Origin of the sequence: Acinetobacter sp. AG3, from assembly GCF_022343575.1 — a bacterium.
Classification (GTDB): Bacteria; Pseudomonadota; Gammaproteobacteria; order Pseudomonadales; family Moraxellaceae; genus Acinetobacter; species Acinetobacter guillouiae.
The window spans coordinates 502,810-529,016 of the sequence record NZ_JAKQZD010000001.1 but is presented as its reverse complement, the minus strand read 5'-3'; the positions used below and the strand labels follow the sequence as shown (position 1 = coordinate 529,016).

The window sequence follows — 26,207 nt, the reverse complement described above, 5'->3', positions numbered from 1 at the left end:
ATAAATTATTTGTTTGCAGGGGGTACAATCGTCTTTAACTGATCTGTTTGCTCGAAGATATCGCTAAATCTTTTCTTTTCAGTATTGGTCGATAGTAGGCATCGTTGAATCCATATTTGAATATTGTTCTCTTTTACAAAATAGGCAATTAAAGAAAGAATAATCCCTACAGCAATTGCTATCCATCCTAATGGATTTAGTAAGAAAATGGCTATAGAACCACCGATAACGAAAACTCCGCTTAAACCCAACACAATTCCAAATGATTTCTCACCATTACTGGCAGCCATATATCCATTATATACGTCAAATCCACCAAAAATTAATCCTGCAAATAATCCAAAACCTCGCCATACCAACCCTTTTACACTGTTTTTATTTGATGTCGTTAATTCAAGAATAAAACTATTCATTGACTTTAACAGCCGAGATTTTGACGTGATTTTATCACTTGAATTCAACAGTGCGCCCACTGCTTCTACAGTCGACATGGTTAGACCAATCACAGCAGCACTTCTGCGACCAACTTTTTCATATTTATTGTCAAAACTTTGACTAAAAACAGTACAAATTGCCCAGCCTTGTAAACCAACAATTGCGACTTTAATCATAAAGAATTTATAATAATCTGAGCTCGGGCTTGGCTCTATAACATCTTCAGCAATAACACTGACATTCATCGTACTTTGTTTTTTTAATAACTCAGCATGCTTTTTTACAGCTTCTCTAAAGTTTTTTGGTAAATTTCTCTCAAACTCAGGATTTACTTCTAAACGTGGCACATCTATATATTTTAGATGTTTGTATTTGTCATATAGATAGTTCCAATCACTATTTTTTATGACATTGCCTAGACCATTATCTTTACCCACAATATTTTGATGTGATCTATAATAATTTCGCATTTTCGTGTTGAAATCGCTTTTGTTCGTAAAAGTAATTCGCTCAGACTTGATTTCAGACAAACTAAACATTGAAATCATTAAAGGCTGGAATGGATGAGCAGCTAAAGCATTCGGGGCAGATAGCCCTGTGATATTTAAAAAGGCTTTGCTGATATTCGTCAACAATGTAAATTTTAATTCTTCCGTTCGAGCTGTACTTAAAAAGCCATGAAAGGAATTAATGAAATCCCCAAAAGGCTGTGTAGCAAAAGCTCCATTTAAATTAGTCAGCGACCATTTATTAATTTGTTCATTTAACTTTTGACGAAGTCCATTTGAATTTAAAGCAAGAAAATTTAAAAAGTAATTGTTAGGATCTCGCGTGTTGTATAAGTATTGCCCCATGTATTTATTCATTTTTGGACATAATTTGCTACTTTCTAAAACTAGATTGACACACATGCCAAGAGAAACACCATCAACTAAATTATCTTTTTCTTGGTTAAAGAAAAAATGATCCGCAATTATGCTTTCTTTAAGAAACTCTTGACCTATTCCATCCAATTCATCCGCATAGGCTGTCTGCTGTTGCTTTTTCTGCTTAAGCGTGGCTAAACCCGCACTAAATCTATTTGAATCAATATATTGAATATATTTTGTATTCCATTCTTTATTTTTTCCTATTTGTTCTGCTGCTTTGTGCGCTCGCTCCTCGGCATTGAGTTCTTCTGTTGATTTTTTCTCATTCCACCTCTCCTCAAGGACCTCACCATAAATTGCTCCAGGACCATTAATCATACGATTAAGCTCTTTAGCTTCTTCTTTTCGTTTTAATTCTTCATTGGTAAAGTAAGGATAATCATTAATCCCAAAGTTATTTTTTAACACTTCTAATGTGTTAACAGTTTTTTCATCATCAGTATAATCTTCGTCACTCATCATTTGATTTGCGACTTGAGCTGAAATATCCATCACTACGCCAACAGGGTCATCAATCGCAAATACAGCTCCAAAAAGTATTCTTGCTTTTGCATCATTTGATAAAGCCTCGGTGAGCTCCTCTTTGCTATGCTCTTTAAGAAATGAATCATTCATATTTGAATCTGCGAATAGCGCATATTCCATGTTATTTAGTTTTACTTGATTAATCTCTCGATTTTCATTCATTATGTATTCAAGTATATCTTTAGGTGTCTTCCCTGACAGATAGGAAAAATACTCTGAATATGAAAATAAATCTTTTGATATATTATTTTTTAATAGACTGTTTTCTAAAATCCCTTCACCTTTTTCACCCGACTTCCATATTGTTATATAATCTGCACAAAAATTCTCAATTCCCGCCTTCATTGGGAATGTGCCTTTTTCGTATTGTCCTGCAATAAATTTTTTTACGTCAAATTTATCCATATATTTTTCGTAAAATTCAGGTGACTTGTTTCTCAGCTTCGTTGCTTTGCTCCATGCGTTTTCAGAATATTTTAAATATACAAAAGAGGCTTCATTGGGTTTGGGTACAACGATCGTTAAAGCATTTGCTCTATGCTTAATATTCATGCAAGGCTCATCACCCTGCTCCATTAAAACTAAGGGTCTAGATGAGTAATCTTGATCATAATTTGATTCATTAATACGCTTTAAAAATCCCTTTTCAGAAATTTTATATTCTTGCCATTGGTTTAAGTGTTTTAGGAAAACATATAAAAAACCTTTTCTTAAAGTACTCCCTTTAAAACCATACTGTTCCATTGATGTTTCAGTTTTGTGTTTAGGATAACTATAACTACCCTTTGTGGCTGTTACCCTAATCGTATTCAGAGACCCAACTGGTGCTTCAAGATTATTTTCTGAATCATGACTAGATGTTTCTAAAGCTGACGTGGCTGTTGAAGCTTGCGGACTAGGTGGCTTATAGGAGTTAATAAAATCAAACTTGGTTTCTTCTAAACCCGATAAATATTCTTTGATATCTGATTTTATATCCTCTATTTCATACAATTCACTTTGATTTTCAGCCATATCAAGTGGAATATTTGTACCTGTTGATGAAAATATATAGCGATTCACAAAAATCTTTAAGCCAATATCTCTTTTACAAAAATCACAACTCTTAGAATCCATACATCACCTTATTTTTTAAATTTTCATCATCAATATTTTGTTTTTTAAAAAAATCATCCCACTCAGACGTTGAAAGCTGTTTGCTTGCCTGTTCATAGCCTTTGGGACTTTCTGTTAAACGTTGAAAAAAGTGGGTTTCAAGAAAGCTTTCACCGATTAAATCTGCATGAAAAATGGATGCTACAGCATCATCCTTGGTCAAAATCCCTTTATTTTTTATTAAGTCTGCATAATTAAAAATCTGACTAACTTTTAAAAAGTATGCTGGCAGGTCGTCAGTCTTGAATTTTAACTTTTCAAATACTCTGTTGTTTACACTGATTTTGTCCAATAAATCATGATCAGGCTGTTGAATAAAATCCCCCTCAGATCCAGCGTCAAAGCACAATGTTTCATTTAAGAAATTAAATTCAATATTTTTAAAATATTTATTGATCCATAAAAAATCCTGACTCTCAAAATAATTGAGTAACATCCAAATTTTCGGATCAAAAAACCGATACAAATACTTCTTAGCGCCTATTTCATAGACTAAATTTTGTTTTAAGTGATCAACAATATCAGGTTCTCGAGTTGGAACACTTTTAAACGTCATTAGAAAAAAAGGTGAAAGCCCCGCTTTGATCTGATTTTGATCATGTTGCTTTATTTCATCGACAAGCGAAGCATCAACTGAATTTAAGCGCAATAAATACGGAAAAACATGCTGTACATTCTTCGCATAATCAGGTGCTAAAGACTTAAGTTGAGCTTCCACATCATAAAAATATTGCGCATTTAGATTCGGGTCAATAATGACGTAATCATACTCAATCACTTCTTTTGGATGTATAGCCTCTAATAACATTATGAAAGCTCCACAGAAGCATCACCTTTTGCCGCAGCACCAGAAACACGCATTTCACAAATAGGAAGTTGAGGAATGTCTGAATTAATCTTCGCACCACTGGTAAACTTCTGTTGCCCTGACTTCACCTGAAACAAACCACCTGTTGTTGAAAATACCCCTGAACCATTAATCTTTAATTCAGAACCATCACCAATCAACTTAATCTCTTTCGGACTGATGATATAAACCGCGTCTTCGGTCGAAATGATTTGAATACCTTTGCGTGCAATCACATCTGCACCACCATCTTGAGCTTGAAGTTCAACTTTGCCTTTTCCAGCAAATAACCTTGCCCCTTCCTGTGCCGCAAAAAGACTGATCTTAGCACTGGCATGCCCAATCAAAGCCTTTTGTGTACTTAGGTTGATACTGTCGCCTGCGGTATGACTGATTTGCCCATCTGCTGAAAGATGAATATCTTCGTTACTGGCAAGCGCAATCGAATTAGGGGAAGCCAACATCATCACCGCAGACTTAAATGCATTTGCTTTTTTCGGATCTTGTTGGTCTAGTGTATTGATAAACCCTTTTATTCTTTCCAACACCTCCAAAGGATCAGTTTGCTGATTCTTGGCAACTTCACTTAAGGCTTTAGAGTTATTTAGGCTGCTTTTTAACTGACTTTTCGCTGCTGTTGCATCGAGATGATTGCCCGAGGCTGAATCTTGAGCATAGGTACTCAGCAATAGACCTTGCCCAGCTCGTAACGCTCCCCATTGGTCTGTTCTTAGTTCAAAGCCTTGGCCTCGTCCTTCACTCTTATCAGTTTCTTTAGGATGACTCAGATTACCTAGGTTAAGTTGACTCGTGCCGTGACTGCTTTGTAGCTGGCTGCTGATTTGGTCTGTGGTATCGTCAAATCTAAGCTGGCCATAGCCACTGCCTTTAACTTCTCGACTTTTGATCCCTGCTAGTTTTTTAGTATCAGGCAATTGGCCTTTGTCATCAAATTTCGTTGGGCTACGTTGCGCTTCATGGATACGTCCCACCACAAATGGTCGATCGATATTACCATCAAAGAAATCTATCACGACAATCTCACCAATCCTCGGTAAGAACCGCGCACCATAGCCTTCACCTGCCCACGGGGTCAGTACATCCACCCAAGCGGAATCAGTGTCGTTGTCATTGCTCCCTGCACCACCATCATGACTGTGGTCTTCATTGCGAGTAAATAGGAAGCGAACTTTAATACGTCCCCATTCATCGACATGAATTTCCTCTCCACTTGGCCCAACCACTTTGGCTCGTTGTGGATGGGTACTTGGACGGTGTTGTAGTGGGTGGTATTCCGGAACAGTCGTGATATTACGGCGTTGTAGCACCAATTGATTGGCTTGGCGCTCTGGGTTATTTGAGTCTACATTTGAATTGACCCAATTGCTCTGTTGGAGCAAGCGATTGATTTGTTCGCTCAGGTCTTTGGGTAAGTTGTTCTGGTTATAGAATGTCTTTGACGTGATCAGAAACTCTTTGTCTGAGCCACTGTGTTGGTCTATTTCTGGGTGTTCGTTTAATTCAAACCAGTAACCTACTTGCGCATCACGTACAGTGGAGTTGGCAACAAATTGTTTGGATTGAGCATCATAGTAATGACTGAGGTTTTGGTTAATCTTTTCAATCTGATTGTTATTTGACGCGGTTGCTTGATCTTCACCATTCAGGTCTTGAATCCAAGCTGGACTAATATGCCAAGCCTGTTCTAAACCGAGGCTGGCATTATTCTGGTTTTGACTGTGTTGGTGTTTGCTTTGAACACTACCTGCACCCTCTTCTTGCTCTAAAACATCTGCTTGCCAGCGTTGTACGTGGACAGCGGTGGGTTGTAAACTACGTTGCCCGATAAAGCTGGTGATGCTGTCTTGTTGTTCTGTGGCACTGCTACGATGGAAGCGAATCGTTCTTCGTTCTAGCGCTTTGTATTCGCTATTGTCATCCACCAAGCGCAGTTTTTGCGGCTGAATTTGAGTCGCAGAACTAGGCACAATCAATTGTGCTTCATCAATCAACCAGTTGATCCCTTCACTGCGCATCAAGCGGGTTAAAAATGCATAGTCGCTTTCGTTACTCTGCATAATGAATGGTCGGATATCGTAATCTTTTTTAAGACCACTTTTATCGAGACTTAGACTCGATGCAAAGAGTGGGCTTTTGTCTTGCCATTCTTTAAATAGCGTTTCTATGACTTGCACAACCGACTTATTCATAAACACTCGGCTGTTACGGCGTTTATGCCACAATGAAGTGGCATCTTCGAGTTTGAGTTTATATAGCGTCAGCGCACCATCACTTTGCCCTTGTGCGGCCTCAGTAATCACCCCTGTGCTACGAAACAGTTGTCCATGATCTGTGACTTGATCGATGGCCACTTGGCTACCGATGAATTGTTTAAGCGGAATCACAGCCGAAGTGGCAAGACAAATCAGTTCAACAGACACACCTTGGTTTAAACCATGTTGTCCATCAATACGTTGTAAGAAGACTTGGTTGTTTAAGTCTGTATTGCTAAATTGGATATGCAAAGCTCGTTTTTGCGCAGTCAATCCAAGGTGTTGCAGAGCCGAAAATATATTGGCAAAATTCATTTTCTTATCAAACTTAAAATAATATTAATATTTATGAATATTTAATCAAAAAAAACGATTGAATCCTAGTTTATTGATCGGTTAATTTTTTAAAATTTGTAAAAAAATCTCAACATTAAATGCTTAATGTTGAGATTTATGCTTTTAATTCAAATTGTTATATAGATTAAATGCTATTCACTGTCCATCATTGACTGGCTCATACCGACCGTATTAAAACCAGCATCAACATATAGAATTTCACCAGTGATCCCATTTGCCCAAGGTGAGCATAGGAATAAGGCTGCATTACCTACGTCTTCAATCGTAACATTACGTTTTAACGGTGCAATTTTTTCATTGGCATCTAACATTTTACGGAAAGATTTAATCCCAGATGCCGCTAAAGTACGGATTGGACCTGCTGAAATTGCATTTACACGGATACCCTCAGCACCTAAGCTTGATGCTAAATAACGTACCCCTGCTTCCAAAGATGCTTTCGCCATACCCATAACATTATAGTTTGGCATAACAGACTCTGAACCTTGGTAAGTTAAAGTCAATAAACAGCCTTGGCGAGCCAACAATAAAGGTTTTGCTGCACGTGCCATAGCAACAAAACTATAAGCGCTGATGTCATGAGCAATTTTAAAACCTTCCCGATCTGTGACGTCCGTGAAATCACCATCAAGTGTATGCGCAGGTGCAAAGCCGATTGAATGTACAACACCATCCAAACCATCCCAATGCTTTGCTAATTCAGCAAATGCATGGTCAATTTCAGCATCCACAGCAACATCACAAGGGAAAACTAAAGTAGAACCGAATTGTTCTGCAAAATCATCTACACGTTTTTTTAGTTTATCGTTTGGATAAGTAAATGCGAGTTCTGCACCTTCACGATGTAATGCCTGAGCAATACCAAATGCAATGGATAATTTACTTGCAATTCCCGCGATTAAAAAGCGTTTACCTGCCAATAGTCCTTGTGCCATGAAATTCTCACCTGATCAATTTTGTAAGCATAATGCCAAGTCTTGACCCATAACTAAATTGCATAATGCATCTTTTTTTAAAAGTTTACTAAAAACATAAAAAAAGCGCACCGAATCGAGTGCGCCTTTTCAAATCTATCAATCTATATAAAGGGAATGATTAATCATCACCTTGCAACAAGCTCAATAAACGTAAGAATGAATAGTACATCCATACCAATGTTGCCAATAAAGCGATACCACATAACCATTCATAAGCTTTCGGTGCACGTTGTGCAGCAGCAGATTCAATCAAATCGAAATCAAGAATCAGGTTCAATGATGCGATCACTGCAACAAATGCAGCAAAACCAATACCTAAAATACTGCTTTCAAATAAGAATGGAATACTTGAACCAAAAGCCAAACGCATAATGAACTGCACTACAAAAACCAATGCAATTGCGATAGATGCTGAAATCACAATAGATTTAAATTTTTCAGTTGCACGAATAATTTGGAACTTATATAAACCAAACATCACTAAAGTTGTGATAAATGTAGCTAAAAGTGCTTGTAATGGTACGCCCGGAAACTTCAGTTGGAAGATCACTGAAACACCACCCAAAAATGCACCTTCAAAGAACGCATAAGGAATAGCTAAAACACGTGCCGTATTCGGCTTAAATGTAGCAACCAATCCCAGAATCAAACCACCAATTGCACCGACCATTGCAGCAGCATAGGCAATTCCAACATTCATTGTGGTAAAGCTATAGAAAAAAATTCCAACACCGAGTATGGCCGCAATAACAGTCAATAAAACTGATTTTTGAATTGCGCCTTGTACGGTCATTGGCTGTTCATAATCTGCATACGTTTCCGCACGCGTTAAAATTGGGTTATTACTTTGCATAGTCAATCTCTTTGTAATAATTCAAATATATATAAGGATATTAAAACGTTTTTTATGCAAACAATTTGAACTGCTTGCTATTTTTTGTAACGAGTTGTCAGAGGACATCAGCTTTAGTATAGCTTAAAAAACCAAAATGCATAGTAAAAAAAGAGGCTAAAAAGCCTCTTGTTTCAATCTGATATGTAATGAGATTTAACCACTCAGATGATTAATCTTGATTGGCAATAAAGAAATACTGACGATAATATTTAAGTTCAGCAATCGAATCGCGGATATCGTCCATTGCCAAATGTGAAGCATTTTTCTTTAAACCGCTCATAATTTCAGGTCTCCAGCGTTTTGCTAACTCTTTCACTGAAGACACGTCCAAATTACGATAATGGAAGAATTGTTCAAGCTCAGGCATTAAACGGTGCATAAAACGGCGATCTTGGCAGATTGAATTACCACACATTGGCGAAGTTTTAGGATTAATCCATTTCTTCAAAAATTCTAAGGTTTGCTGCTCTGCATCTTGCGCTGTGAGTTTACTACGACGTACCCGTTCAATCAGACCTGACTGACCGTGTTGTTTGGTGTTCCACTCATCCATTGCATTGAGGATAACATCTGATTGATGCACTGCGAGCACAGGGCCTTCCGCCAAAATGTTCAAATGATCATCTGTTACAATTGTCGCAATTTCAATGATCTTGTCATTATCTGTATCTAAACCTGTCATCTCTAGGTCGATCCAAATTAAGCGGGTATCCGGAGTGCTGCTCATATAGTGCAATCTTATTAGGCCAATAAAAAATGAATAGTAGCAAATTTCTTGCATCTTCGCTGTAATTCATTCGCCTGTCATGGTATTTTTGCCTTCTCATTTTTAAGGTTTTTAGGATATGAATGGCTTTAATTCGTAAACGTCGTTTAACTGAACAGCAGCAACGCCGCATTCAGAAACAACATAAAACACGTCAAGAAGAAATCGACACGTCCAATGACCTTGAAGGTCTTGTTGTTCAGCATTATGGACGACAACTCGAAGTACAAGCCCTTTCTGTTCCTACTCAACATCCGCAAAAACCCATCGTCAATGAAGGTGATCCAGAACCCTTTTGGAAACCGATTGAATTAGGCAGTGTCTGGCGCTGTCATACACGAACCAATTTAGAGCTGTTAGTGACAGGCGATAAAGTTCAGTGGCAAGCAGATCCAAATACAGGCTTAGGCATCATCACTGCCATTCATCCAAGGACATCGTTGTTAACACGTCCCGATCGTTATCATAAAGTTAAACCTGTCGCAGCCAATATCAGTTTAATCGTCATTGTCTTTGCAACTCTGCCTGAGCCAGCACCCACGCTGATTGATCGCTATTTAGTGGCATGTGCAGATGCGGATATTCCAGTCCTTTTGGTGTTAAACAAATCAGATTTACTCAAAGAAAATGATCCTATTTTAGATCTCATTAAAGAATATCAAGACTTGGGCTATGAAGTACTGATCACTCAGTCTGAAGGTGATATTAGCGAATTAAAGCAACGACTGGACAACGAAACTGTTGCTTTCGTTGGACAATCAGGTGTCGGCAAAAGTACCCTGATTAATGTCATCGTTCCTGATGCAGAACAGAAGACCAATATTATTTCTGAAAACTCGGCACTCGGACAACATACAACCACCTCTACCCGTTTGATTCGTTTTGGTGAAAATGGTGCTTTGATTGACTCGCCCGGCATCCGTGAATTTGGGCTTTGGCATTTGAGCCTAGAAAAGATTGATGCAGGCTTTCCTGAAATCTCTAACTTGATTGGACATTGCCAATATCGTAATTGCACCCACACACATGAGAAACAGTGCGCAATTAAAAAAGCGGTAGAAAATGGTGAAATTCTAGCCAGACGACATGAAAGTTATTTACGTTTAATTGAAGAAATCACTGATGCGCAACAAAAAAATTAAATTTCTTCTTTGAGAACCTTGAAGCGGTGATTTTGATCACCATATATATACGCTATACTCGACGCAATTTTTGATTGTAATTAGGTGACTTGTGGAACGTTGGTTTGAGTTTATGGGGAATCACCCCTTCTTATTTGGTATTTTAGGGGTACTGGCGATCTTGTTCTTTATTTTTGAAGGACAACGCAGTGGTCGTAAGATTTCACCACAATCACTTGGTATTTTAGTGAAGGCTAAAAATGCGATGTTGATTGATTTACGCGATGCTAAAGATTTCCGTGAAGGTCATGTGAGTGGCAGCCGCAACATTCCATACAGTCAAATTGCCAGTCACATTGAAGAGTTAAAAACTGCTGACCGTCCTTTAGTATTTATCTGTAACTTAGGTCAAGTTGCAGGAAGTGCTTTACAACAAGTCGGCCATGCAGACAGCTATCGTCTTGATGGTGGTATCAGTAACTGGAAAGCCCAAGGCTTGCCATTAGTTAAAGCTAAAAAATAAGCTTAAGGAGCTCAACATGACTGCTGAAGTAAAAGTATATTCAACAACTTTTTGCCCATACTGTGTACGTGCGAAATCTCTACTTGAGCGTAAAGGTGTTGCTTTTACCGAAATCAATCTCGATGAAGAAGCACCTGAAGTTAAGACTGAGCTGATCCAGAAAACTCGACACCGTACAGTGCCACAAATTTTTATTAATAATGAATTTATCGGTGGTTTTGACCAGCTTTATGCTTTAGAAAAAGCCGGCAAACTCGATGAGTTACTTGGTTAATCCACAACTTAATTAATGAATCACTTCTTAAAATTTAAGGAATAAAGAATGAGTGAAGAACAACAAGCTCAACCACAACTTGCTTTAGAACGTATTTATACAAAAGACATTTCTTTTGAAGTACCTGGGGCTCAAGTTTTTACCAAAGAATGGCAACCTGAATTAAACATCAACTTGTCTTCTGCTGCTGAAAAAGTGGATGCAACCCACTTTGAAGTGTCTTTAAAAGTTGTTGTGCAAGCGAACAATGCTGGCGATACAGCATTTATCGTCGATGTAACACAATCAGGTATTTTCTTGATTGATGGTATTGAAGAAGACCGTCTTCCATACATCTTAGGTGCTTACTGCCCGAACATTTTGTTCCCATTCTTGCGTGAAGCAGTTAATGATCTTGTAACGAAAGGTAGCTTCCCTCAATTACTTCTTACGCCAATCAATTTTGATGCAGAGTTTGAAGCAAATATGGAACGTGCCCAAGGCGCTGCTGCTGAAGGCCAAGCTTAATTTCTCAATAATTAAGTTTAAAAGACCGCACTATGCGGTCTTTTTTATATTTGATCAGATAAAAATCACCCAAACTTCACAACTGTGGGTGATGCAATTTTTTATAATTTAAACATCACAATAAGCATGAACAATAACAATGCCATTTACTCCCTTACATTTGGGCTTAGGCGCAAGCTGTAAAGCCATTGCAAATAAAAAATTTAGCTTGTTAATTTTCTCTGGTGTTCAGGTTTTGATGGATATAGAACCTCTATTTGGCATCATTCGAGACTGGACCACACTCCATTTATATACCCATAATTTACTTGGTGCTTTGTTGATTGCTTTGCTTGCAGTCCCCATAGGTAAAGTAATGAGTGAGTTTTGCTTACGCAACTTATTCAAACAAGCAAACTGGCAGATCACATGGCAAGTGGCGACAGTCAGTGCTTTGGTCGGGAGTTTTAGTCATGTTTTTTTAGATGCGTTGATGCATGCAGATATGTATCCCTTTTATCCACTAAGTTATTCTCAAGTTTTACTCAACATGATTCCCTACAATTTTATTTTTTATGGAAGTTTAGGGTCTGTTGACATTTCATAAATGGCTTGCGTTGTAGGCTAAAATTGAGCAGGCAAGGCAGGAAACGAAGAGAATAGCGAGACTATTTTCGAGTTTCATAACGTAGGCTGAGATAATTTTAGCCACAACCCTTCGGGACTAGTGTGTTTTTTGCCGCTACTTCGTTACGAACTACTCATTTAGAATGACTAAATTTCGTATTTCGTGCCTAGTATCGTCTAAAAAACACACGTAGTCGCAAACATAGACGAATTGTCAACAGACCCTGGCTTTATTTTTGCCGCAATTGTTTGGCTTATTCGTGAGAAAAAATCATGATTCATCGATTGTTCTAAAGGTTAGATTAATCCGAGCCGTATGCACTTTCTTTGTTGGGGCTAAGCGGTGCAACCAATATGTTTGTGTGGTGTCTTTCATGACCAGCAAACTGCCATTTTCGAGAAAAACCTCAATCTTTTCTTGGCTATTTTTATGTTTAAAGGCAAATTTTCGAACCGCGCCTAGGCTTAAAGATGCAATTGCACCATTCTTTTTTAGATCTGTTTCACCATCACTGTGCCATGCCATACCCTCTTCACCGGTATGGTAAAGATTCAGCAAACAAGAATTAAATGTTTCCCCCGTGATCAATTCAATCTGTTTTTTCAGTTCGAGTAATTCTTCAGTCCATGGCAAGGCATATTTGGAGCTATTTGAATAAGTGTATTCAAAAGCGCGATCTCCATACCAAGCCACTTTCCGTTTGGTGATAATCTTTTTGCCAAAAATAATCGCTTGGTCATTTTGCCATTCAATATGCGTTAGCAATTGCTCAAAATAATCATTGGCGATGGCTTCATCCATGATTTTTCCGAAATAATTCACTGTTCCATCTTGTGGAAGCAAGTTCTCATGGGGATCGGTTAGAAACTCAAGTTGTTGCATTTTTCCATTTCACATAGGTTGATTTCATACAATGTCCACACGGGCGAAATTGCAATGCCAAGGCTTCGGCTTCACTACTAAAGAACACCCGATTGGCTTTTAACATACGCTTGCCCGAACCACAGTTTAAACGTCCATAAATTTTTAGCTTTTGGTTGCCTGCAAATAAAATTTCAGCATTCCTGATTTTTCGATATAACGCCAAACGCTCAATGTCATCATGCTTAATCATCATTTAACTCACAGCATCATGAAAAATAATCCCCAATGTATAACGCTCCCCTGTACGCACCTGACTGACAGCATGCTTCATATTGACTCGATAATAGCCATGAGTGCTTTCCTTCGGTCTAAACTGCGTGGTGAAAATTAACACATCCCCTTGATCAGGTTGTAAAACAATGGCTTTTGACTGTGCTCGTGGTACTTGCTCAGTCAACACCAACTCACCACCGGTAAAATCGCTATTGGCTTGACTAAGAACAAATACCATTTGGATCGGAAAATAGACCTCGCCATATAGATCTTGATGTAAGGTATTAAACCCATCTTGCTGATAGTGCAAAATCAAAACAGTGGCCTTATTTTGACCCGCTTGTTGGCATTGTTGTAAAAATTCAAGATGTGAATCTGGATATTGTCGATCCAACTTTAAAGCATCAGACCAAGCATTGGCGATAGGAACCAGATACGGATAAAACTGAGTTCGAAGCTGTTGAAGCAAGTTTGGTAATGGATAATTAAAATATTTATACTCGCCATATCCAAAACGATGTTGCTGCATATTGACGGTTTTTCGATACAGTTGTTGATGGTTGTAATGACTTTTGATCAATTCACACAATTCATCAGATAAAAAGTCTTTAAGGATTGAGTAGCCTTGCATATGCATCTGAGCACGGATTGACTCCCAATCTAAACCCTCAATTTTATTGAGCAACGCTGTTGCTTGTTGTGAATTAAACACTGGCATGTACTTGTACACCTTCCCAGCCAATCATTGCGGCTTTACGTGTTTTACCCCAATGATATTCACCTAAAACACCTGTCGCTTGAATCACACGATGACATGGAATTAAAAAAGCCACTGGATTATTGCCAATCGCAGTACCGACTGCACGGGAAGCTTTTGGATTTCCAATCTGTTCTGCAAGGTCTGCATAGGTCGCCAATTGTCCCATCGGGATTTTAAGCAAACTTTCCCAAACTTTAAGCTGAAAATCAGTACCTTTTAGATGCAGCTTAATTTGGCTCCATGGTTTTTGTTCAGATGAGAAAATGGCCAAAGCATGTTCATGCAAGGCATCTGCTTGCTGATAAAATCTTGCTTTAGGAAATTTTTCAACGAGTGCGCTATAAGCATCTTGCGCATGCTCCACAAAAGACATAAAGCAAATCCCTTTGGCTGTTGAAGCCACTAAAATCATTCCAAAGCGTGTTTCAGCATACTGGTAGTGGATGGTTAAGTTTTCCCCACCACTTTTGTATTCAGCAGGTGTCATCCCTTCAATTTGTATAAATAGATCATGCAAACGACTGGTGCTCGATAGTCCTGTGTCATAAGTCGCATCAAATATCGAATGCTCTTGGTTTAACAAGTTTTTTGCATGTTCAATACTAATATATTGCAAGAACTTCTTCGGACTGGTTCCAGCCCATTCTGTAAATAAACGTTGAAAATGTGCAGGGCTTAAATGAATATGCGCAGCCACCTCATCTAAATTCGGTTGTGCTTTAAAATTGTGTTTAATGTATTCAATGGCTTTTGCAATACGTTCAAACTGATGGTGCTGTTGCATCGCATTTCTCCTCACTTTTCTCCATCTAACTTAACAGTTGTTATGCAATGAGCAAATCCGAATCATGCTGAGTTTAGTGATTCAATATCGTTTAAAAATCTCCTCACAATAAAAAACCGTTAGTCATTAAAACTAACGGCTTTGTGCTTTCAAATGAATCGATTACTGATAGATCTTATGCCCTTGATCACGTATTTCAGCAATTTTCTTGCCTTCCATTTTGGCATGATCTAAATGACCGCCTTTGACTAGCGCTTGAGTCTTATCAATTTGCGCAATCAATTGATCATATAACTGAGTCGAAGTCGGAGCACTGGCATCACCACGACCTTTAAGTTTGACTTTTTTAGCGTCTGTTGCAGCAGCACGCATATTATCTAAAGCTTTATTTGCTTCAGCAGCATTATTGGTTTGATTAAATGCTTTATAGTTTTTACCTAATGCCTGCATATTTTGTTGTAGCGTTGCAGCAAAAGTCATTGAGCTGAAACCTAAAGCAGAAATCATCATGACGGTGGCTAAAGTTTTTTTGATCATTATGATCTTCCTTAAAACTGTGGCTATTGTTGGGTGTAAAAAAGCCCATTGTGGCTATTGTCCATTTCCAAGATTAAACATAGTTTAAAAGCACAAAAAATAGCAAATAAAAATGCAACGAATTCGTTGCATTTTTATATTCAGAAATAATCAGAGAAAGGCTTAAATTGGTTCAATCTCATGGTGTAAGGCATCGTGGATCGCTTCAACCAATTGTTGTGCAATCTCTTGTTTCGAGGCTTTTTCTAAATCACGCTTTTCCATCTGGTACTGTTCTGCAAAAAACACGGTCATCGCATTTTGATCAGAAGCAAAACCAATATCAGCACGCGAGACATCATTGCAGGCAATCATATCGAGTTTTTTGGCAACCAGTTTTCCTGCTGCATATTCCTCTACATTACGGGTTTCTGCCGCAAAACCCACCATAAATGGGCGCTTTGACTGCTGTGCAATGGTCGCCACAATATCGGGGTTTTTTACCAATGAAACATTCAGCTCATCACCCGCTTTCTTGATCTTATGTTCTGCAACTTCTGCCACACGATAGTCAGCGACAGCCGCAGTTGCAATAAACACGTCACAGCCTTCCTCAAGCTGATGCATGCTTTCATCAAGCATTTTTATTGCAGAAGAAACATTGATACGACGCACACCATTCGGGGTATCTAAACTGACTGGACCAGCCAATAGCGTCACTTTTGCCCCTGCTGAATAACAGGCTGCCGCAATAGCAAAGCCCATTTTCCCTGTACTATGATTGGAAATATAACGTACAGGATCAATCGCTTCACGTGTTGGTCCCGCAGTAATCACCACACGTTTTCCAGCAAGCAAGCCAAACTTCTCAGCAATCGCACGTTGTGCTTGATGGAAGTAATTTTTAACTTGTTCGGCTAAATCTTCAGGTTCAGGCATACGCCCTAAACCGACATCACCACAAGCTTGCGAACCTGCTTCAGGCATAATCACATGTACGCCATCTTCAACTAAGGTATTTAGATTACGTTGTGTCGGCTTAGCTGCCCACATTTGCTGATTCATCGCAGGCGCAACCCAAACAGGTGCTTTGGTTGCCAAATACAAAGTACTGAGCAAGTCGTCAGCCAAACCCGCGGCGAACTTTGCGATGGTGTCACAACTTGCAGGTGCAACTAAAATCAAATCGGCCCAACGCGCCAATTCAATATGCCCCATTCCCGCTTCTGCTTCAGGGTCTAATAACTCAGTATGAACAGGATTGCCGGATAAGGCCTGAAAAGTTAAAGGGGTAATAAATGCCTGTGCACCTTTGGTCATTACCACGCGTACATTAAAGCCATAATCCTTTAAACGACGTACCAGGATTGCACTTTTATAGGCGGCAATACCGCCTGTTACAGCGAGGATAATATTTTTATTAGAAAATACACTGAGATCAAAACTCACTATCAGGCTACCTTTCAGTTGCAGTGGCGCTCACAATATCATTAAATAGTCTATCTCCCAAGTCATTCAAGGGAGAAAAATCAGAAGTAAAATAATTTTAAAATGTGAAAAATAATGAATCATTCAATCAAACAATGGCCTGAACAAGAACGTCCACGTGAAAGATTACTCTTACAAGGGGCGCACAGCTTATCTGATGCAGAATTACTGGCGATTTTTCTACGTTCAGGCTCAAAACAACACTCTGCTGTTGAATTAGCACGCTTACTCATTCAACATTTTGGTCATTTAAATGCTGTATTTGATTCGTCTTTAGATGATTTAAAACAGTTTCATGGCATTGGCGAAAGCAAGTATTCACAACTCATGGCAGTAAAAGAACTGGGACGGCGTTACTTGAAACATCAACTAAACCAAGGTTTAGACTTGAGTCGTTCTGATTTAATCCGAGATTATTTACGTTATGAATTGATCGGAGAATCTCAAGAAGTCTTTGCCGTACTCTGTTTAGACAGCCAGTTACGTAAATTGAGTTTTAAAAAACTATTTTATGGTTCAATCAATTACTGCAATATTTCCATCAATCAATTATTACGATATGTCATACAAAAACATGCGACTTTTATCGTTATTGCTCATAATCACCCTAAAGGTTTTGCCAAGCCTTCACGTGAAGATTACGATTTAACTCAAGAAATATTAAAAGCCTGTCAACTGCTTGAAATAGAATTATTGGATCATATGATCATTGCTGCTGAGCAAAGCTACTCCTTTGCTGAACACGGACTCATCAAACCCAAAACTTTCCCTACAAATGTGATTGACAAGCACCTTTGAAGCGGTGAAGATCACTAAAAAATATAGATTTAAAAGTATGATTGTCCGCGATCAAAACGACACCCTTAAAATATTACTCTCTTGGCGTGGTACAATTTTACCCAAAGTGCTGCCACCGCTTGGTTTTGTGATGCTGATTTCTGCAATTGTGGGTGGCATTGAGTATACCAATTTATATCGTTTTCCTGAATTACCCTTGGTTGGCTTTACCCTGATTGGTGTGGTGCTTTCTATTTTTCTAGGCTTTAAAAATACCGCCTGTTATGACCGTTGGTGGGAAGCGCGTAAACTTTGGGGAATGCTGATCGCCAATGCACGTCACTTTGACCGTGATTGTCGTATATTCCCTCAAGGGCGTCGTGAACGGATCATTCAACATGTGATTGTATTTGCAAACTTATTAAGAGATCGTCTGAGGCATCAAACAGCAAATCCAGATGCGCTGGTGGAAACCAGTGGTATGAGTCAACAGGCACTGACACAGTTGTATCAACAAACCAATGCGCCGCAATACACGCTGAGTTTGATCCAATGGGAATTGATGCAAGCGCTCAAAGAAGGCGAAATTTCCGACATTATCTATACCCAATTAAATGAACATGTAAATGAGCTCAGTTTGGTACAAACCGGTTGTGACCGTATTGCAACCACACCTTTGCCTTTTGCTTATTCAGTTTTATTGAATCGTACAGTCTATTTTTTCTGCTTTATGTTGCCCTTTAGCTTAGGTTCATTACTGGGCTTAGCAACACCTTTGCTGGTGGGTATTTTAGCCTATACTTTTCTGGGGCTAGATGCGTTAAGTACCGAGATAGAAGAACCTTTTGGTACACAAAGTAATGATTTACCTTTAGATTCGATGGTGAGAATGATTGAAATTGAATTATTGGGAACTCTTGGGAAACCAACTCCTCCACCAATTCAAGCCCATGATCACAATTTACTTTAATACATCAGTTTCTGATTTTATTGCCCTTTTTAAAGAGAAGTTAAAGTAACGGCCGAGCACTGAAAATGAAATATGTGGTTATCTTTAAGGCACAGATCAATACGCTTGATCAACAGTATTTTCAAACTGCACAACTTTTACGAGAGAAAGCATTGAGCCAGTTTAACTGTCAAAAATTTGAGTCTCTTTGTGAAAATGATTTTGAAATTGCACTTTCTTATTGGAATACACTTGAAGATATCCAGGCTTGGCATAAAGATGCAGAACATCAAGCAGCTCAACGAATTGGTAAACAACAGTGGTATAAAAAATTTAGTGTTGAGATTTGCCAAATTCAAAAAAGCTATTAACTCTAGATCACTTAAAAATCGGTCTATTTATGAAGGTAGATACTAAAAAATAGAATCAAGATAATCCCATTCAATCTGGTTCAGTTTCTAACGCACTTCAAATTCAGATTCTGCTGGGTCAAAACGCCAAGTGCGTACAATCCGCAGTTCAGAAATATCTTTCATTTTTGAATCAAAACGTCCAAAAGGTGCCCCTTTACGCACTGAGTTTTTGGCAGCTTCATCGAGGATTGAATGGCCTGAGCTTTCAATCAATCGTATAGCACGAATCCCACCCTCATTATTGAGAATGACCATTAAACGGACCTCACCCGAAAGACGCTGCTGTTTGGCAAGATCTGGGTAATATCGGTTTCCGTACATCTCAACTTTTTCACGAAATTTATCTAAATATCCAGCAGATGCATCTTGTTTGGCTTGAATACCATCTAATGTTTTAATTTTTTGTTGTTTACTAAAATTTTGTTGTTTCTGTAAATATTGAGCTTCTAAACTCGCCACCATTGCCGTTTTAGCCTGCATCTGGCTCTGCAACTCTTCCATGGCCTTTTTACGATCGTTTTGTTCGGCCTGCTTTTGCCAGCTAAGAACCGTCATTAATACTTTTTCTTCGAATTTCAATTCTCGTTTTTGCTGTATTTGTTCTAAAGCTTCCAGTTGCTGATCACCCGCACTCTTGTCTTCTGCTTGCGCTGGCATATCACTTGAAATACGATGCTCTTTACGGAATGTTCCAGAACCATGCTGATTTGCTTGCGCTAAAAAATCTGCATCTTTAACTTCATCTTCACTTGGGCGAATACTGATTGCGATTTCTTTTGTGCTGGTATTATTTTCTTGTGGCATTCCAAATTGAACAGATAAAAAAAGTACATGTGCAATGACAGCTGCAGAAACAGCTCCAACAAATAATGCGTCTTGCCACCAATACTCAGAATGCTGTGTATTGGCAAATAATTTTTTTATCATGACATTAATCCGACAAAATTCCCCAATCGCCAAATTTAAAATTTATTAAAATAAGTTTAACTTTACATTATTCACAAACTTTGTGACTTATTTAGTAAAAGTAAAAACGTAATTTTAAAACACTCAAAATGGTGCAATGTTTTTTGTTAAACTGCAATCGTTAGACTTGTATTTTTTTAATAATCGACAAGTTTATCGCCTTAAAAAATGATGATGATTTGGGACAATACTTATGCCGACGCTACTTTCTAACATTGTTAAACGTATTCGACAAGTATACCAAAAAGCAGAAGGTTTTATAGAAGAAGAACGCGAGTTTCCAGTATCACAAGTATTTTTAAATGCGACCTTTAAACGCTTTGTCACCGACAACGTCAAAATTTTAGAAGATTTACATGCCGACCTACATGATGATTGGTTAAAACTTTATGCCACACTCAATGTCAAAGGCATGCATTTGGTTCTTTCTGTGGATCTTAAGTTAGTTCAAATGGAACTCAACAAAGATATGCAGTTGATTGTTTTTGAACAAATCAGCAACACCCAAGTGATCGAAGCCAGCTATCCCAGTGTTTGGTATAAGATGGGCGTAAATACTGCTTTATTCTTCTATCAAAAGGTACTGAAAAAAGATCCTTTAGGAATGATCCTAGAAAAATTTAATGTCATTACCGTAAAAGATGAATTACTTCACTTAGATCTGAATCGTTGGTTAGGAAAAAATCGTTCTATTATGGACACATTAAACAAAGTCCATGTGAACCATGCAGAATTACGTGAAACTGAGTTGGTGGTGATTGGTAATGTAAACCTAACCGCTTTATTGAGTAAATTTAGAGAAGATAAAGACCCAGACTGGGACGAAGATGATTATCTTGAAACTGAAGTTACACCGATTGAGCAAAAGAGTTAAGTCTCAAATTGCAGATTAGACTTCAAGTTATCGCAATCAAAATGTATACATAAATTCACAGGATTAGCAATAAAGTGAATATTTTCTCTTTAATTACACCGCATAATAGGTGTCATATCCAAAAATACTTTTAAATGCATAGGACATTTAATGATGGCAAAAACGTTATTTAAAACATTAAGTATCGCAACTGGTGTTTCAACTGCAATGTTATTGGTTGGATTTTCAAGCAATGCTCTTGCCATGAGTCCGTTCCAAGCAAGCTACCAGTTTGCCTATAATGGTAAAAACTTAGGTACTGCGACCCGTACATTGAGTCAAAGTGGCAATAACTGGACCTATGTATTTGCAGCAAAAGCAGCAGCAATTGCTTCTGCAAGTGAAACAAGCCGTTTTAGCTTTAGCAATGGTCAAATTAACTCAAGTAGTTTTAGTCGTACCAGTAAAGTGTTGGTACATAATGACACCATGACCATTAACTTTAATCCAAACAGCAAAACCATTAACACCAAGAAAAAAGATCAGGCACGTTCTTTCCCATGGAAAGCAGGTGCTTTAGATGAGTTAAATGCTGAATTACAAGTACGTGAAGACTTAAAAGGTGCAGGTCTAAAATCAAGTTATTTGATTGCAGATGCAAAAGGTTTAGATGCGCGTCGCTTTGTTAAACAAGGCACAGAGTCAATTAAAACCTCTGCGGGAACCTATAACACGGTCAAAGTTGTACTCACCCATGACAATGGTGAAAAGAGTTCAATTTTCTGGTTAGCGCCTCAATTAGACTATTTACCCGTGAAAATGTCACATGTTGATGGTAAAACATCTTATAACCTAACCTTGACCAGTTACAAAAAGTAAGACATTTTTCACCTTTTGATCAATTTCAGCTTGCATTTTTTTTAGTGCTTTTTAAAATACGCCTTTGCTTTAAAAAGCACCTTGCCTCTAGAGGATTCTCCCTGTGCACGCACTAGAACAGAAAATCTTAGCTGAAGGTATCGTTCTATCTGATCAAGTTCTGAAAGTCGATTCTTTCTTAAATCACCAAATTGACCCTGTGATGATGCAGCTCATCGGTCAAGAGTTTGCTCGTCTTTTTAAAGATGCCGGCATTACCAAAATCATCACAATTGAAGCATCAGGCATTGCGCCTGCTGTGATGGCTGGTTTGGAACTTGGTGTACCCGTTATTTTTGCACGTAAATATCAGTCTTTAACCCTTAAAGATGATTTATATCGTTCAAAAGTATTCTCTTTTACCAAGCAAATTGAAAGCACCATTGCGATTTCTAAGAAACATATTAGCAAAGGCGATAAAGCTTTGGTTATTGATGATTTCTTAGCCAATGGTCAAGCCGCTTTAGGTCTTGCTGACTTGATTCATCAAGCGGATGCAGAAGTTGTGGGTATTGGGATTGTGATTGAAAAATCTTTCCAACCAGGCCGTCAATTGTTATTAGATAAAGGCTACCGTGTTGAATCTTTGGCACGTGTTGAATCTTTGGCAAACGGTACGGTTAGCTTTGTAGAAGAATAAGCTGGTCTTACTTCAAAAGTTTTCATTAAAAAGAGTGCCTTAGGCGCTCTTTTTTTTTGCTTTTTGATCAGTAGCATCTTTGTTTTGCCTTTTATTTTGATCAAGCCCTCAGCTATATTGTGTAAATAAAGAGATAACTCAGGTAAATAATAAATGAGATCAATCACTCAAAAATTAGTTGATCTACTCGACGTACAACAATTGGATGATGGTCTATTTCAAGGGCAAAACACACGTTTATTTGGATCACACCTTGTCGGTGGGCAATTGGTGGCACAAGCATTGATTGCCGCATCAAAAACCACCAATCGACCAGCACATTCATTACATGCTTATTTTATTCGCAGTGGTCGCACAGATATTCCGATTTCATATAAAGTTGAAAATTTAAGAGATGGCAAAAGTTTTTCGACTCGCCAAGTCCATGCTTGGCAAAACGGCCATATTATATTTTCGGCCATGGTTTCATTTGCCAATATTGAAGAGGGTTTAGAAAATCAGATTGAACCGCCTCTCTACCCTTCGCCAGATGAACTGATCCCAGAACAACAACTTAAACAAATGATTTATGAGGATGTTCCTGAACCTGCACGCGCAATATTTATGCGTCAATTTTTGATCAACATCCATCCTGTACAGCCATTCAATCCATTTAAACCGATAAAATTAGACACAAATTATGCTGAATATTTTCAAACCTTTGAAACGATTCCCACTCAACAAGATACACCCATGATGCACCAAGCCATTGCTGCATATTATTCTGACTATAACCTACTGACGGTTTCACTTAGACCGCATGGTGTCAGCTATGCGAACGGCGGTGTGCGTAGTGCAAGTTTAGACCATAGCATTTATTTTCATACAGATTTTAGAGTAGATGAATGGCTACTTTATGATATGAATGCCACAGTATCTAGCCAATCCAGAGGGCTTAATTTCGGGCGGATGTGGCAAGATGGTCGATTGGTGTGTAGCGTTAATCAGGAAAGTTTAATGCGACTGAAGCAATAACAAAATGTTTCTATAAACTTGTATCAATCATTCTAGCGATTACATTCACACAAAATATAAAGACTGATCACGGTATTCAGTTACAATCAAAATCATGTCATATCCCTGACATGATTGTAACGATAGCGATAAGCATGACAAAAATGCCAGTAGTGAACGTGAATATAACGCTTAACCATAACTTAATGAAGACAAATGGACTTTGTTGAGTGAGTAAAAATCAATGACTGATGAACAAACAGTAAAGTGCCCAAAGTGTGGCGCTACAGACTTAGAACGCCGTGACCATGAACAACTTTTAGGCAAAGCAGGCAGTGTATTATTGACTTCTGCGGGTGCAGCAGCAGGAACTGTAGGTGGCGCTGCCTCTGGTGCTTCTATTGGTGCGGCTATCGGAACGGTTGCAGGTCCTTTAGGCGTTATTGTCGGTGGAACTGTAGGAACCTTCGTAGGCGCAATCAGTGTTGGAATTACAGGTGGATTTCTAGGAAATCGCTTTGGTAAACGAGCTGGCGTGATTGTTGACCAAAATATCTTTTTTGATTACCAATGTAAAAAATGTAACCATCGTTTTAATTTAAAATAACAAAATATAAAATATCAATATGATAAAGAACTTCTCTTTTTATCCATTAGACGCCAGATAAAAGAGAAGTCTTTGAATTATTATCTAGATCTCACAAGAGCATCAAAAATTATGGGTTTAACTTTTTAACCATTTCACCTAGACGTTTGCCCTGTTCTGCACATAAAGCTTTTTCATCGGAACTTAAGTTTTGGTCATGACGTGGTCCACTGACATGACTGACTCCATACGGCGTACCGCCTGATTTGGTATTGGATAAGGCAGGATTGGCATTGGTCAGCCCCATGATCATCATGCCATGATGAAACAATGGCGGTAACATCGTTAATAATGTACTTTCCTGCCCACCATGCATTGACCCTGACGCGGTAAATACACAAGCAGGTTTATCGTGTAATGCACCATTTAGCCAAAGGCTGGTGGTTTGATCCCAAAAGTATTTCATTTCAGATGCCATATTGCCAAAACGTGTTGGTGAACCTAAAGCCAATCCTGCACAATTTTGTAAATCATCCAATGTACAATAAATATCGCCATGTTCTGGAATACTGGCTTCCGCTTCTTTCACTACAGTGGAAAGATTAGGCACAGTGCGAATTTTTACTGCGACACCCGCTGCTTCTACCCCGTTGGCAATCAAGTGTGCCATCTCTTTGGTAGATCCATATTTACTGTAATAGAGTACGAGAACATAAGCTTGCATAGAGATTTCTTGATTTCAACATAAGAAAATAAAACTATACGGTATTTTTCTGCTTTTTTGGGTAAGCTAGACAATGAAAATGCAAGATATGCCGAAAAATAATTGAGATCAAAGATATATATGCTTGAATTACTTAAAAAACTCCCCTTCTATGAAAAAACTTGGTTTCAATTCATTCTTTTTGTACTTGGTCGTTTTGAAGCAGATCGTTGTCGTGAACAAGCGGGATCGCTGACCTATACGACATTATTTGCTGTTGTTCCAATGTTGACTGTTTTCTTGGTTATTATCTCATCAATCAAAGCCTTAGAGCCTGCTAGACAGCAACTCCAGCAAATGATTTATAGTAATTTCTTGCCAAAAACCAGCATTGCTTTTGATAAGGCTTTTAATGTCTTTACAGAGAATTCAAGTAATTTAACTGTTATTGGTGTGCTGTTTTTATTTATTACCACAGTACTGATGCTTACCAGTATTGAAACGGTTTTTAATCGGATTTGGCGTGTTCAAGAAACGCGTAATGGCATCATTGGCTTTATGCGTTATTGGACCATTATTTCTTTAGGCCCGATTTTATTGGGGAGTGCCTTTGTCATTTCATCAACATTGGCCTCTATGAATGTTTTAAGTAATAACTTTGCTGGTTATGAAGTTGATGGTACAGCGTTATTTGGGGTCATTTCGTTTGCACTGACCACTTTAGGCTTTTTCATTCTATATTGGACGATTCCAAATCGTAGTATTCCTGTTAGAGCGGCGGCGATTGCAGGTCTTTTTGGTGCGATTGCATTTGAGCTACTTAAAAACCTATTTGGTTTTGTTATGGCGAATTTCACCAGCTATACCCTTGTTTATGGTGCTTTTGCTGCTGTACCTATTTTCCTATTGTGGATCTTTTTATCGTGGAATATCGTCTTATTGGGTGTGGAAATCAGTTATGCCCTTACCGCATTTCATACAGGTAAAATCCAGACCCGCCATCCTGTGTTGATGATGCTCGATATTCTGGAATTATTTTATAAAAAACAAAAAACGGGTGAAGTGGTAACTGATGCAGAAGCATTAAATATTTTAGGTCGTGGTGAAATTGGACGTTGGCCAGTTTATATCCAACTTCTAGAAAAACAGAATTTGGTTAAATGCACTGACAATAATGAATATGTGCTGGTCAGAAATTTAGATGAAATTGATTTCTGGTCATTCTATACATCATTACCTTATACCCTGCCTCGTCGTCATGATGTTGAACATGTACATGATGATGATGTTTGGATGAAGCATATTGGTCCAACTTTAATTGAATCCGATGAATATTTGGCAGCTAAATTATCGATTCCGCTTTCAACCATTTTGGATGATAAGTAATTTTAACCCAGCTAGATAAACAACCTCCCTTTCCAAGCAGTGCCCATTGGAAAGGGAGGTGATATTGCTTTTTTGATGAATCGTTATAATTTCGCAATAGCCAAAACCACTGCATAAAGCGGATAAAAGACACCTCAATGGTATGAA

At 38.3% G+C, this 26,207-nt stretch carries 28 protein-coding genes; 14 read left to right on the top strand and 14 right to left on the bottom strand.

Features of this window, described 5'->3' with window-relative positions; genetic code table 11:
- Positions 1 to 5 precede the first annotated feature (5 nt).
- The 6 genes from L3V46_RS02505 to orn form a co-directional block, all read right to left on the bottom strand.
- Positions 6 to 3,005 carry a T6SS effector BTH_I2691 family protein gene (locus tag L3V46_RS02505; RefSeq protein WP_239044840.1) on the bottom strand — a complete coding sequence of 1,000 codons (3,000 nt, stop codon included), beginning with the start codon at positions 3,003 to 3,005 and terminating at the stop codon, positions 6 to 8.
- Complete coding sequence (locus L3V46_RS02500; RefSeq protein WP_239044839.1) at positions 2,995 to 3,852, bottom strand: hypothetical protein; 858 nt, start codon at positions 3,850 to 3,852, stop codon at positions 2,995 to 2,997. Before L3V46_RS02500 ends, L3V46_RS02505 begins: the two co-directional genes overlap by 11 nt.
- Positions 3,852 to 6,479, bottom strand: a complete 2,628-nt coding sequence (locus tag L3V46_RS02495) for a type VI secretion system Vgr family protein (RefSeq protein WP_239044838.1) — start codon at positions 6,477 to 6,479, stop codon at positions 3,852 to 3,854. The genes L3V46_RS02500 and L3V46_RS02495 overlap by 1 nt, the downstream gene beginning before the upstream one ends.
- 173 nt (positions 6,480 to 6,652) lie before the next feature.
- A complete protein-coding gene (locus L3V46_RS02490) occupies positions 6,653 to 7,456 on the bottom strand; it encodes an enoyl-ACP reductase (RefSeq protein WP_004725837.1) in 804 nt (267 codons plus the stop codon).
- Positions 7,457 to 7,616: 160 nt separating this feature from the next.
- On the bottom strand, positions 7,617 to 8,351 hold the full coding sequence (locus L3V46_RS02485) for a Bax inhibitor-1/YccA family protein (RefSeq protein WP_004816949.1): 735 nt from the start codon (positions 8,349 to 8,351) through the stop codon (positions 7,617 to 7,619).
- Between the two features lie 211 nt (positions 8,352 to 8,562).
- Positions 8,563 to 9,120, bottom strand: coding sequence for an oligoribonuclease (orn, locus tag L3V46_RS02480; RefSeq protein ID WP_004725833.1), 558 nt, complete (start codon positions 9,118 to 9,120; stop codon positions 8,563 to 8,565).
- Positions 9,121 to 9,242: 122 nt separating this feature from the next.
- Between orn and rsgA the strand changes: the two genes are divergently transcribed.
- From rsgA to L3V46_RS02455, 5 genes are all read left to right on the top strand, one after another.
- Positions 9,243 to 10,301, top strand: a complete 1,059-nt coding sequence (rsgA, locus tag L3V46_RS02475; RefSeq protein WP_004725830.1) for a small ribosomal subunit biogenesis GTPase RsgA — start codon at positions 9,243 to 9,245, stop codon at positions 10,299 to 10,301.
- A gap of 91 nt (positions 10,302 to 10,392) precedes the next feature.
- Positions 10,393 to 10,803: a rhodanese-like domain-containing protein gene (locus L3V46_RS02470; protein WP_004725828.1), complete on the top strand. Its 411-nt coding sequence runs from the start codon at positions 10,393 to 10,395 to the stop codon at positions 10,801 to 10,803.
- Positions 10,804 to 10,819: 16 nt separating this feature from the next.
- Positions 10,820 to 11,077 (top strand): glutaredoxin 3, encoded by a 258-nt coding sequence (grxC, locus tag L3V46_RS02465; protein WP_004725827.1) that lies wholly within the window; start codon positions 10,820 to 10,822, stop codon positions 11,075 to 11,077.
- A gap of 48 nt (positions 11,078 to 11,125) precedes the next feature.
- A complete protein-coding gene (secB, locus tag L3V46_RS02460) occupies positions 11,126 to 11,584 on the top strand; it encodes a protein-export chaperone SecB (RefSeq protein ID WP_004725824.1) in 459 nt (152 codons plus the stop codon).
- A 139-nt stretch (positions 11,585 to 11,723) separates the two neighbouring features.
- A complete protein-coding gene (locus L3V46_RS02455) occupies positions 11,724 to 12,170 on the top strand; it encodes a DUF4184 family protein (RefSeq protein WP_239044837.1) in 447 nt (148 codons plus the stop codon).
- 291 nt (positions 12,171 to 12,461) lie between these two features.
- Here L3V46_RS02455 and L3V46_RS02450 read toward each other — a convergent pair whose 3' ends face one another.
- The 6 genes from L3V46_RS02450 to coaBC form a co-directional block, all read right to left on the bottom strand.
- Positions 12,462 to 13,073 (bottom strand): alpha-ketoglutarate-dependent dioxygenase AlkB, encoded by a 612-nt coding sequence (locus L3V46_RS02450; protein WP_239044836.1) that lies wholly within the window; start codon positions 13,071 to 13,073, stop codon positions 12,462 to 12,464.
- Entirely contained in the window at positions 13,060 to 13,305 is a 246-nt protein-coding gene (locus L3V46_RS02445; protein ID WP_239046745.1) for an Ada metal-binding domain-containing protein, read from the bottom strand. The genes L3V46_RS02450 and L3V46_RS02445 overlap by 14 nt, the downstream gene beginning before the upstream one ends.
- A 3-nt stretch (positions 13,306 to 13,308) precedes the next feature.
- The gene (locus L3V46_RS02440; protein ID WP_239044835.1) at positions 13,309 to 14,046 is read right to left on the bottom strand and encodes a 2OG-Fe(II) oxygenase; all 738 of its coding nucleotides are present in this window, start codon (positions 14,044 to 14,046) and stop codon (positions 13,309 to 13,311) included.
- Positions 14,033 to 14,872, bottom strand: a complete 840-nt coding sequence (locus L3V46_RS02435; RefSeq protein ID WP_239044834.1) for a methylated-DNA--[protein]-cysteine S-methyltransferase — start codon at positions 14,870 to 14,872, stop codon at positions 14,033 to 14,035. The genes L3V46_RS02440 and L3V46_RS02435 overlap by 14 nt, the downstream gene beginning before the upstream one ends.
- A 162-nt stretch (positions 14,873 to 15,034) precedes the next feature.
- The gene (locus L3V46_RS02430) at positions 15,035 to 15,409 is read right to left on the bottom strand and encodes a cytochrome b562 (protein ID WP_004725812.1); all 375 of its coding nucleotides are present in this window, start codon (positions 15,407 to 15,409) and stop codon (positions 15,035 to 15,037) included.
- Between the two features lie 162 nt (positions 15,410 to 15,571).
- Positions 15,572 to 16,837, bottom strand: coding sequence for a bifunctional phosphopantothenoylcysteine decarboxylase/phosphopantothenate--cysteine ligase CoaBC (coaBC, locus tag L3V46_RS02425; RefSeq protein WP_004816940.1), 1,266 nt, complete (start codon positions 16,835 to 16,837; stop codon positions 15,572 to 15,574).
- 114 nt (positions 16,838 to 16,951) lie between these two features.
- Between coaBC and radC the strand changes: the two genes are divergently transcribed.
- The 3 genes from radC to L3V46_RS02410 all read left to right on the top strand — a co-directional run bounded on the left by radC (position 16,952) and on the right by L3V46_RS02410 (position 18,973).
- Positions 16,952 to 17,674: a DNA repair protein RadC gene (gene radC, locus L3V46_RS02420; protein ID WP_004725808.1), complete on the top strand. Its 723-nt coding sequence runs from the start codon at positions 16,952 to 16,954 to the stop codon at positions 17,672 to 17,674.
- A 37-nt stretch (positions 17,675 to 17,711) separates the two neighbouring features.
- Positions 17,712 to 18,623, top strand: coding sequence for a bestrophin family protein (locus L3V46_RS02415; RefSeq protein ID WP_004725806.1), 912 nt, complete (start codon positions 17,712 to 17,714; stop codon positions 18,621 to 18,623).
- Between the two features lie 65 nt (positions 18,624 to 18,688).
- Positions 18,689 to 18,973 carry an antibiotic biosynthesis monooxygenase gene (locus L3V46_RS02410; protein WP_239044833.1) on the top strand — a complete coding sequence of 95 codons (285 nt, stop codon included), beginning with the start codon at positions 18,689 to 18,691 and terminating at the stop codon, positions 18,971 to 18,973.
- A gap of 87 nt (positions 18,974 to 19,060) precedes the next feature.
- Here L3V46_RS02410 and L3V46_RS02405 read toward each other — a convergent pair whose 3' ends face one another.
- Positions 19,061 to 19,942, bottom strand: a complete 882-nt coding sequence (locus L3V46_RS02405) for a TonB family protein (RefSeq protein ID WP_239044832.1) — start codon at positions 19,940 to 19,942, stop codon at positions 19,061 to 19,063.
- 232 nt (positions 19,943 to 20,174) lie between these two features.
- Here L3V46_RS02405 and L3V46_RS02400 point away from each other — a divergent pair, with 232 nt between their 5' ends.
- The 5 genes from L3V46_RS02400 (at position 20,175) to L3V46_RS02380 (ending at position 23,992) form a co-directional block, all read left to right on the top strand.
- Entirely contained in the window at positions 20,175 to 20,855 is a 681-nt protein-coding gene (locus L3V46_RS02400; RefSeq protein WP_239044831.1) for a hypothetical protein, read from the top strand.
- A gap of 150 nt (positions 20,856 to 21,005) precedes the next feature.
- Positions 21,006 to 21,713 (top strand): DUF3108 domain-containing protein, encoded by a 708-nt coding sequence (locus tag L3V46_RS02395; protein WP_239044830.1) that lies wholly within the window; start codon positions 21,006 to 21,008, stop codon positions 21,711 to 21,713.
- Between the two features lie 103 nt (positions 21,714 to 21,816).
- Entirely contained in the window at positions 21,817 to 22,392 is a 576-nt protein-coding gene (locus L3V46_RS02390) for a xanthine phosphoribosyltransferase (protein WP_004725796.1), read from the top strand.
- 153 nt (positions 22,393 to 22,545) lie between these two features.
- A complete protein-coding gene (locus L3V46_RS02385; RefSeq protein ID WP_239044829.1) occupies positions 22,546 to 23,406 on the top strand; it encodes an acyl-CoA thioesterase II in 861 nt (286 codons plus the stop codon).
- Positions 23,407 to 23,629: 223 nt separating this feature from the next.
- Positions 23,630 to 23,992, top strand: coding sequence for a hypothetical protein (locus tag L3V46_RS02380; protein ID WP_004725792.1), 363 nt, complete (start codon positions 23,630 to 23,632; stop codon positions 23,990 to 23,992).
- A 109-nt stretch (positions 23,993 to 24,101) separates the two neighbouring features.
- Here the strand turns inward: L3V46_RS02380 and wrbA are convergent, their stop codons facing one another.
- A complete protein-coding gene (wrbA, locus tag L3V46_RS02375; protein ID WP_096735197.1) occupies positions 24,102 to 24,695 on the bottom strand; it encodes an NAD(P)H:quinone oxidoreductase in 594 nt (197 codons plus the stop codon).
- Positions 24,696 to 24,815: 120 nt separating this feature from the next.
- Between wrbA and L3V46_RS02370 the strand changes: the two genes are divergently transcribed.
- The gene (locus L3V46_RS02370) at positions 24,816 to 26,060 is read left to right on the top strand and encodes a YihY family inner membrane protein (protein ID WP_004816923.1); all 1,245 of its coding nucleotides are present in this window, start codon (positions 24,816 to 24,818) and stop codon (positions 26,058 to 26,060) included.
- The last annotated feature ends 147 nt before the right edge of the window (positions 26,061 to 26,207 follow it).

Bases quoted from the DNA above. Each gene is read 5' to 3' on its own strand.
- L3V46_RS02505 (WP_239044840.1), bottom strand. From the start codon at position 3,005: ATGGATTCTAAGAGTTGTGATTTTTGTAAAAGAGATATTGGCTTAAAG.
- L3V46_RS02500 (WP_239044839.1), bottom strand. From the start codon at position 3,852: ATGTTATTAGAGGCTATACATCCAAAAGAAGTGATTGAGTATGATTAC.
- L3V46_RS02495 (WP_239044838.1), bottom strand. From the start codon at position 6,479: ATGAATTTTGCCAATATATTTTCGGCTCTGCAACACCTTGGATTGACT.
- L3V46_RS02490 (WP_004725837.1), bottom strand. From the start codon at position 7,456: ATGGCACAAGGACTATTGGCAGGTAAACGCTTTTTAATCGCGGGAATT.
- L3V46_RS02485 (WP_004816949.1), bottom strand. From the start codon at position 8,351: ATGCAAAGTAATAACCCAATTTTAACGCGTGCGGAAACGTATGCAGAT.
- orn (WP_004725833.1), bottom strand. From the start codon at position 9,120: ATGAGCAGCACTCCGGATACCCGCTTAATTTGGATCGACCTAGAGATG.
- rsgA (WP_004725830.1), top strand. From the start codon at position 9,243: ATGGCTTTAATTCGTAAACGTCGTTTAACTGAACAGCAGCAACGCCGC.
- grxC (WP_004725827.1), top strand. From the start codon at position 10,820: ATGACTGCTGAAGTAAAAGTATATTCAACAACTTTTTGCCCATACTGT.
- secB (WP_004725824.1), top strand. From the start codon at position 11,126: ATGAGTGAAGAACAACAAGCTCAACCACAACTTGCTTTAGAACGTATT.
- L3V46_RS02455 (WP_239044837.1), top strand. From the start codon at position 11,724: ATGCCATTTACTCCCTTACATTTGGGCTTAGGCGCAAGCTGTAAAGCC.
- L3V46_RS02450 (WP_239044836.1), bottom strand. From the start codon at position 13,073: ATGCAACAACTTGAGTTTCTAACCGATCCCCATGAGAACTTGCTTCCA.
- L3V46_RS02445 (WP_239046745.1), bottom strand. From the start codon at position 13,305: ATGATTAAGCATGATGACATTGAGCGTTTGGCGTTATATCGAAAAATC.
- L3V46_RS02440 (WP_239044835.1), bottom strand. From the start codon at position 14,046: ATGCCAGTGTTTAATTCACAACAAGCAACAGCGTTGCTCAATAAAATT.
- L3V46_RS02435 (WP_239044834.1), bottom strand. From the start codon at position 14,872: ATGCAACAGCACCATCAGTTTGAACGTATTGCAAAAGCCATTGAATAC.
- L3V46_RS02430 (WP_004725812.1), bottom strand. From the start codon at position 15,409: ATGATCAAAAAAACTTTAGCCACCGTCATGATGATTTCTGCTTTAGGT.
- radC (WP_004725808.1), top strand. From the start codon at position 16,952: ATGAATCATTCAATCAAACAATGGCCTGAACAAGAACGTCCACGTGAA.
- L3V46_RS02415 (WP_004725806.1), top strand. From the start codon at position 17,712: ATGATTGTCCGCGATCAAAACGACACCCTTAAAATATTACTCTCTTGG.
- L3V46_RS02410 (WP_239044833.1), top strand. From the start codon at position 18,689: ATGAAATATGTGGTTATCTTTAAGGCACAGATCAATACGCTTGATCAA.
- L3V46_RS02405 (WP_239044832.1), bottom strand. From the start codon at position 19,942: ATGATAAAAAAATTATTTGCCAATACACAGCATTCTGAGTATTGGTGG.
- L3V46_RS02400 (WP_239044831.1), top strand. From the start codon at position 20,175: ATGCCGACGCTACTTTCTAACATTGTTAAACGTATTCGACAAGTATAC.
- L3V46_RS02395 (WP_239044830.1), top strand. From the start codon at position 21,006: ATGATGGCAAAAACGTTATTTAAAACATTAAGTATCGCAACTGGTGTT.
- L3V46_RS02385 (WP_239044829.1), top strand. From the start codon at position 22,546: ATGAGATCAATCACTCAAAAATTAGTTGATCTACTCGACGTACAACAA.
- L3V46_RS02380 (WP_004725792.1), top strand. From the start codon at position 23,630: ATGACTGATGAACAAACAGTAAAGTGCCCAAAGTGTGGCGCTACAGAC.
- wrbA (WP_096735197.1), bottom strand. From the start codon at position 24,695: ATGCAAGCTTATGTTCTCGTACTCTATTACAGTAAATATGGATCTACC.
- L3V46_RS02370 (WP_004816923.1), top strand. From the start codon at position 24,816: ATGCTTGAATTACTTAAAAAACTCCCCTTCTATGAAAAAACTTGGTTT.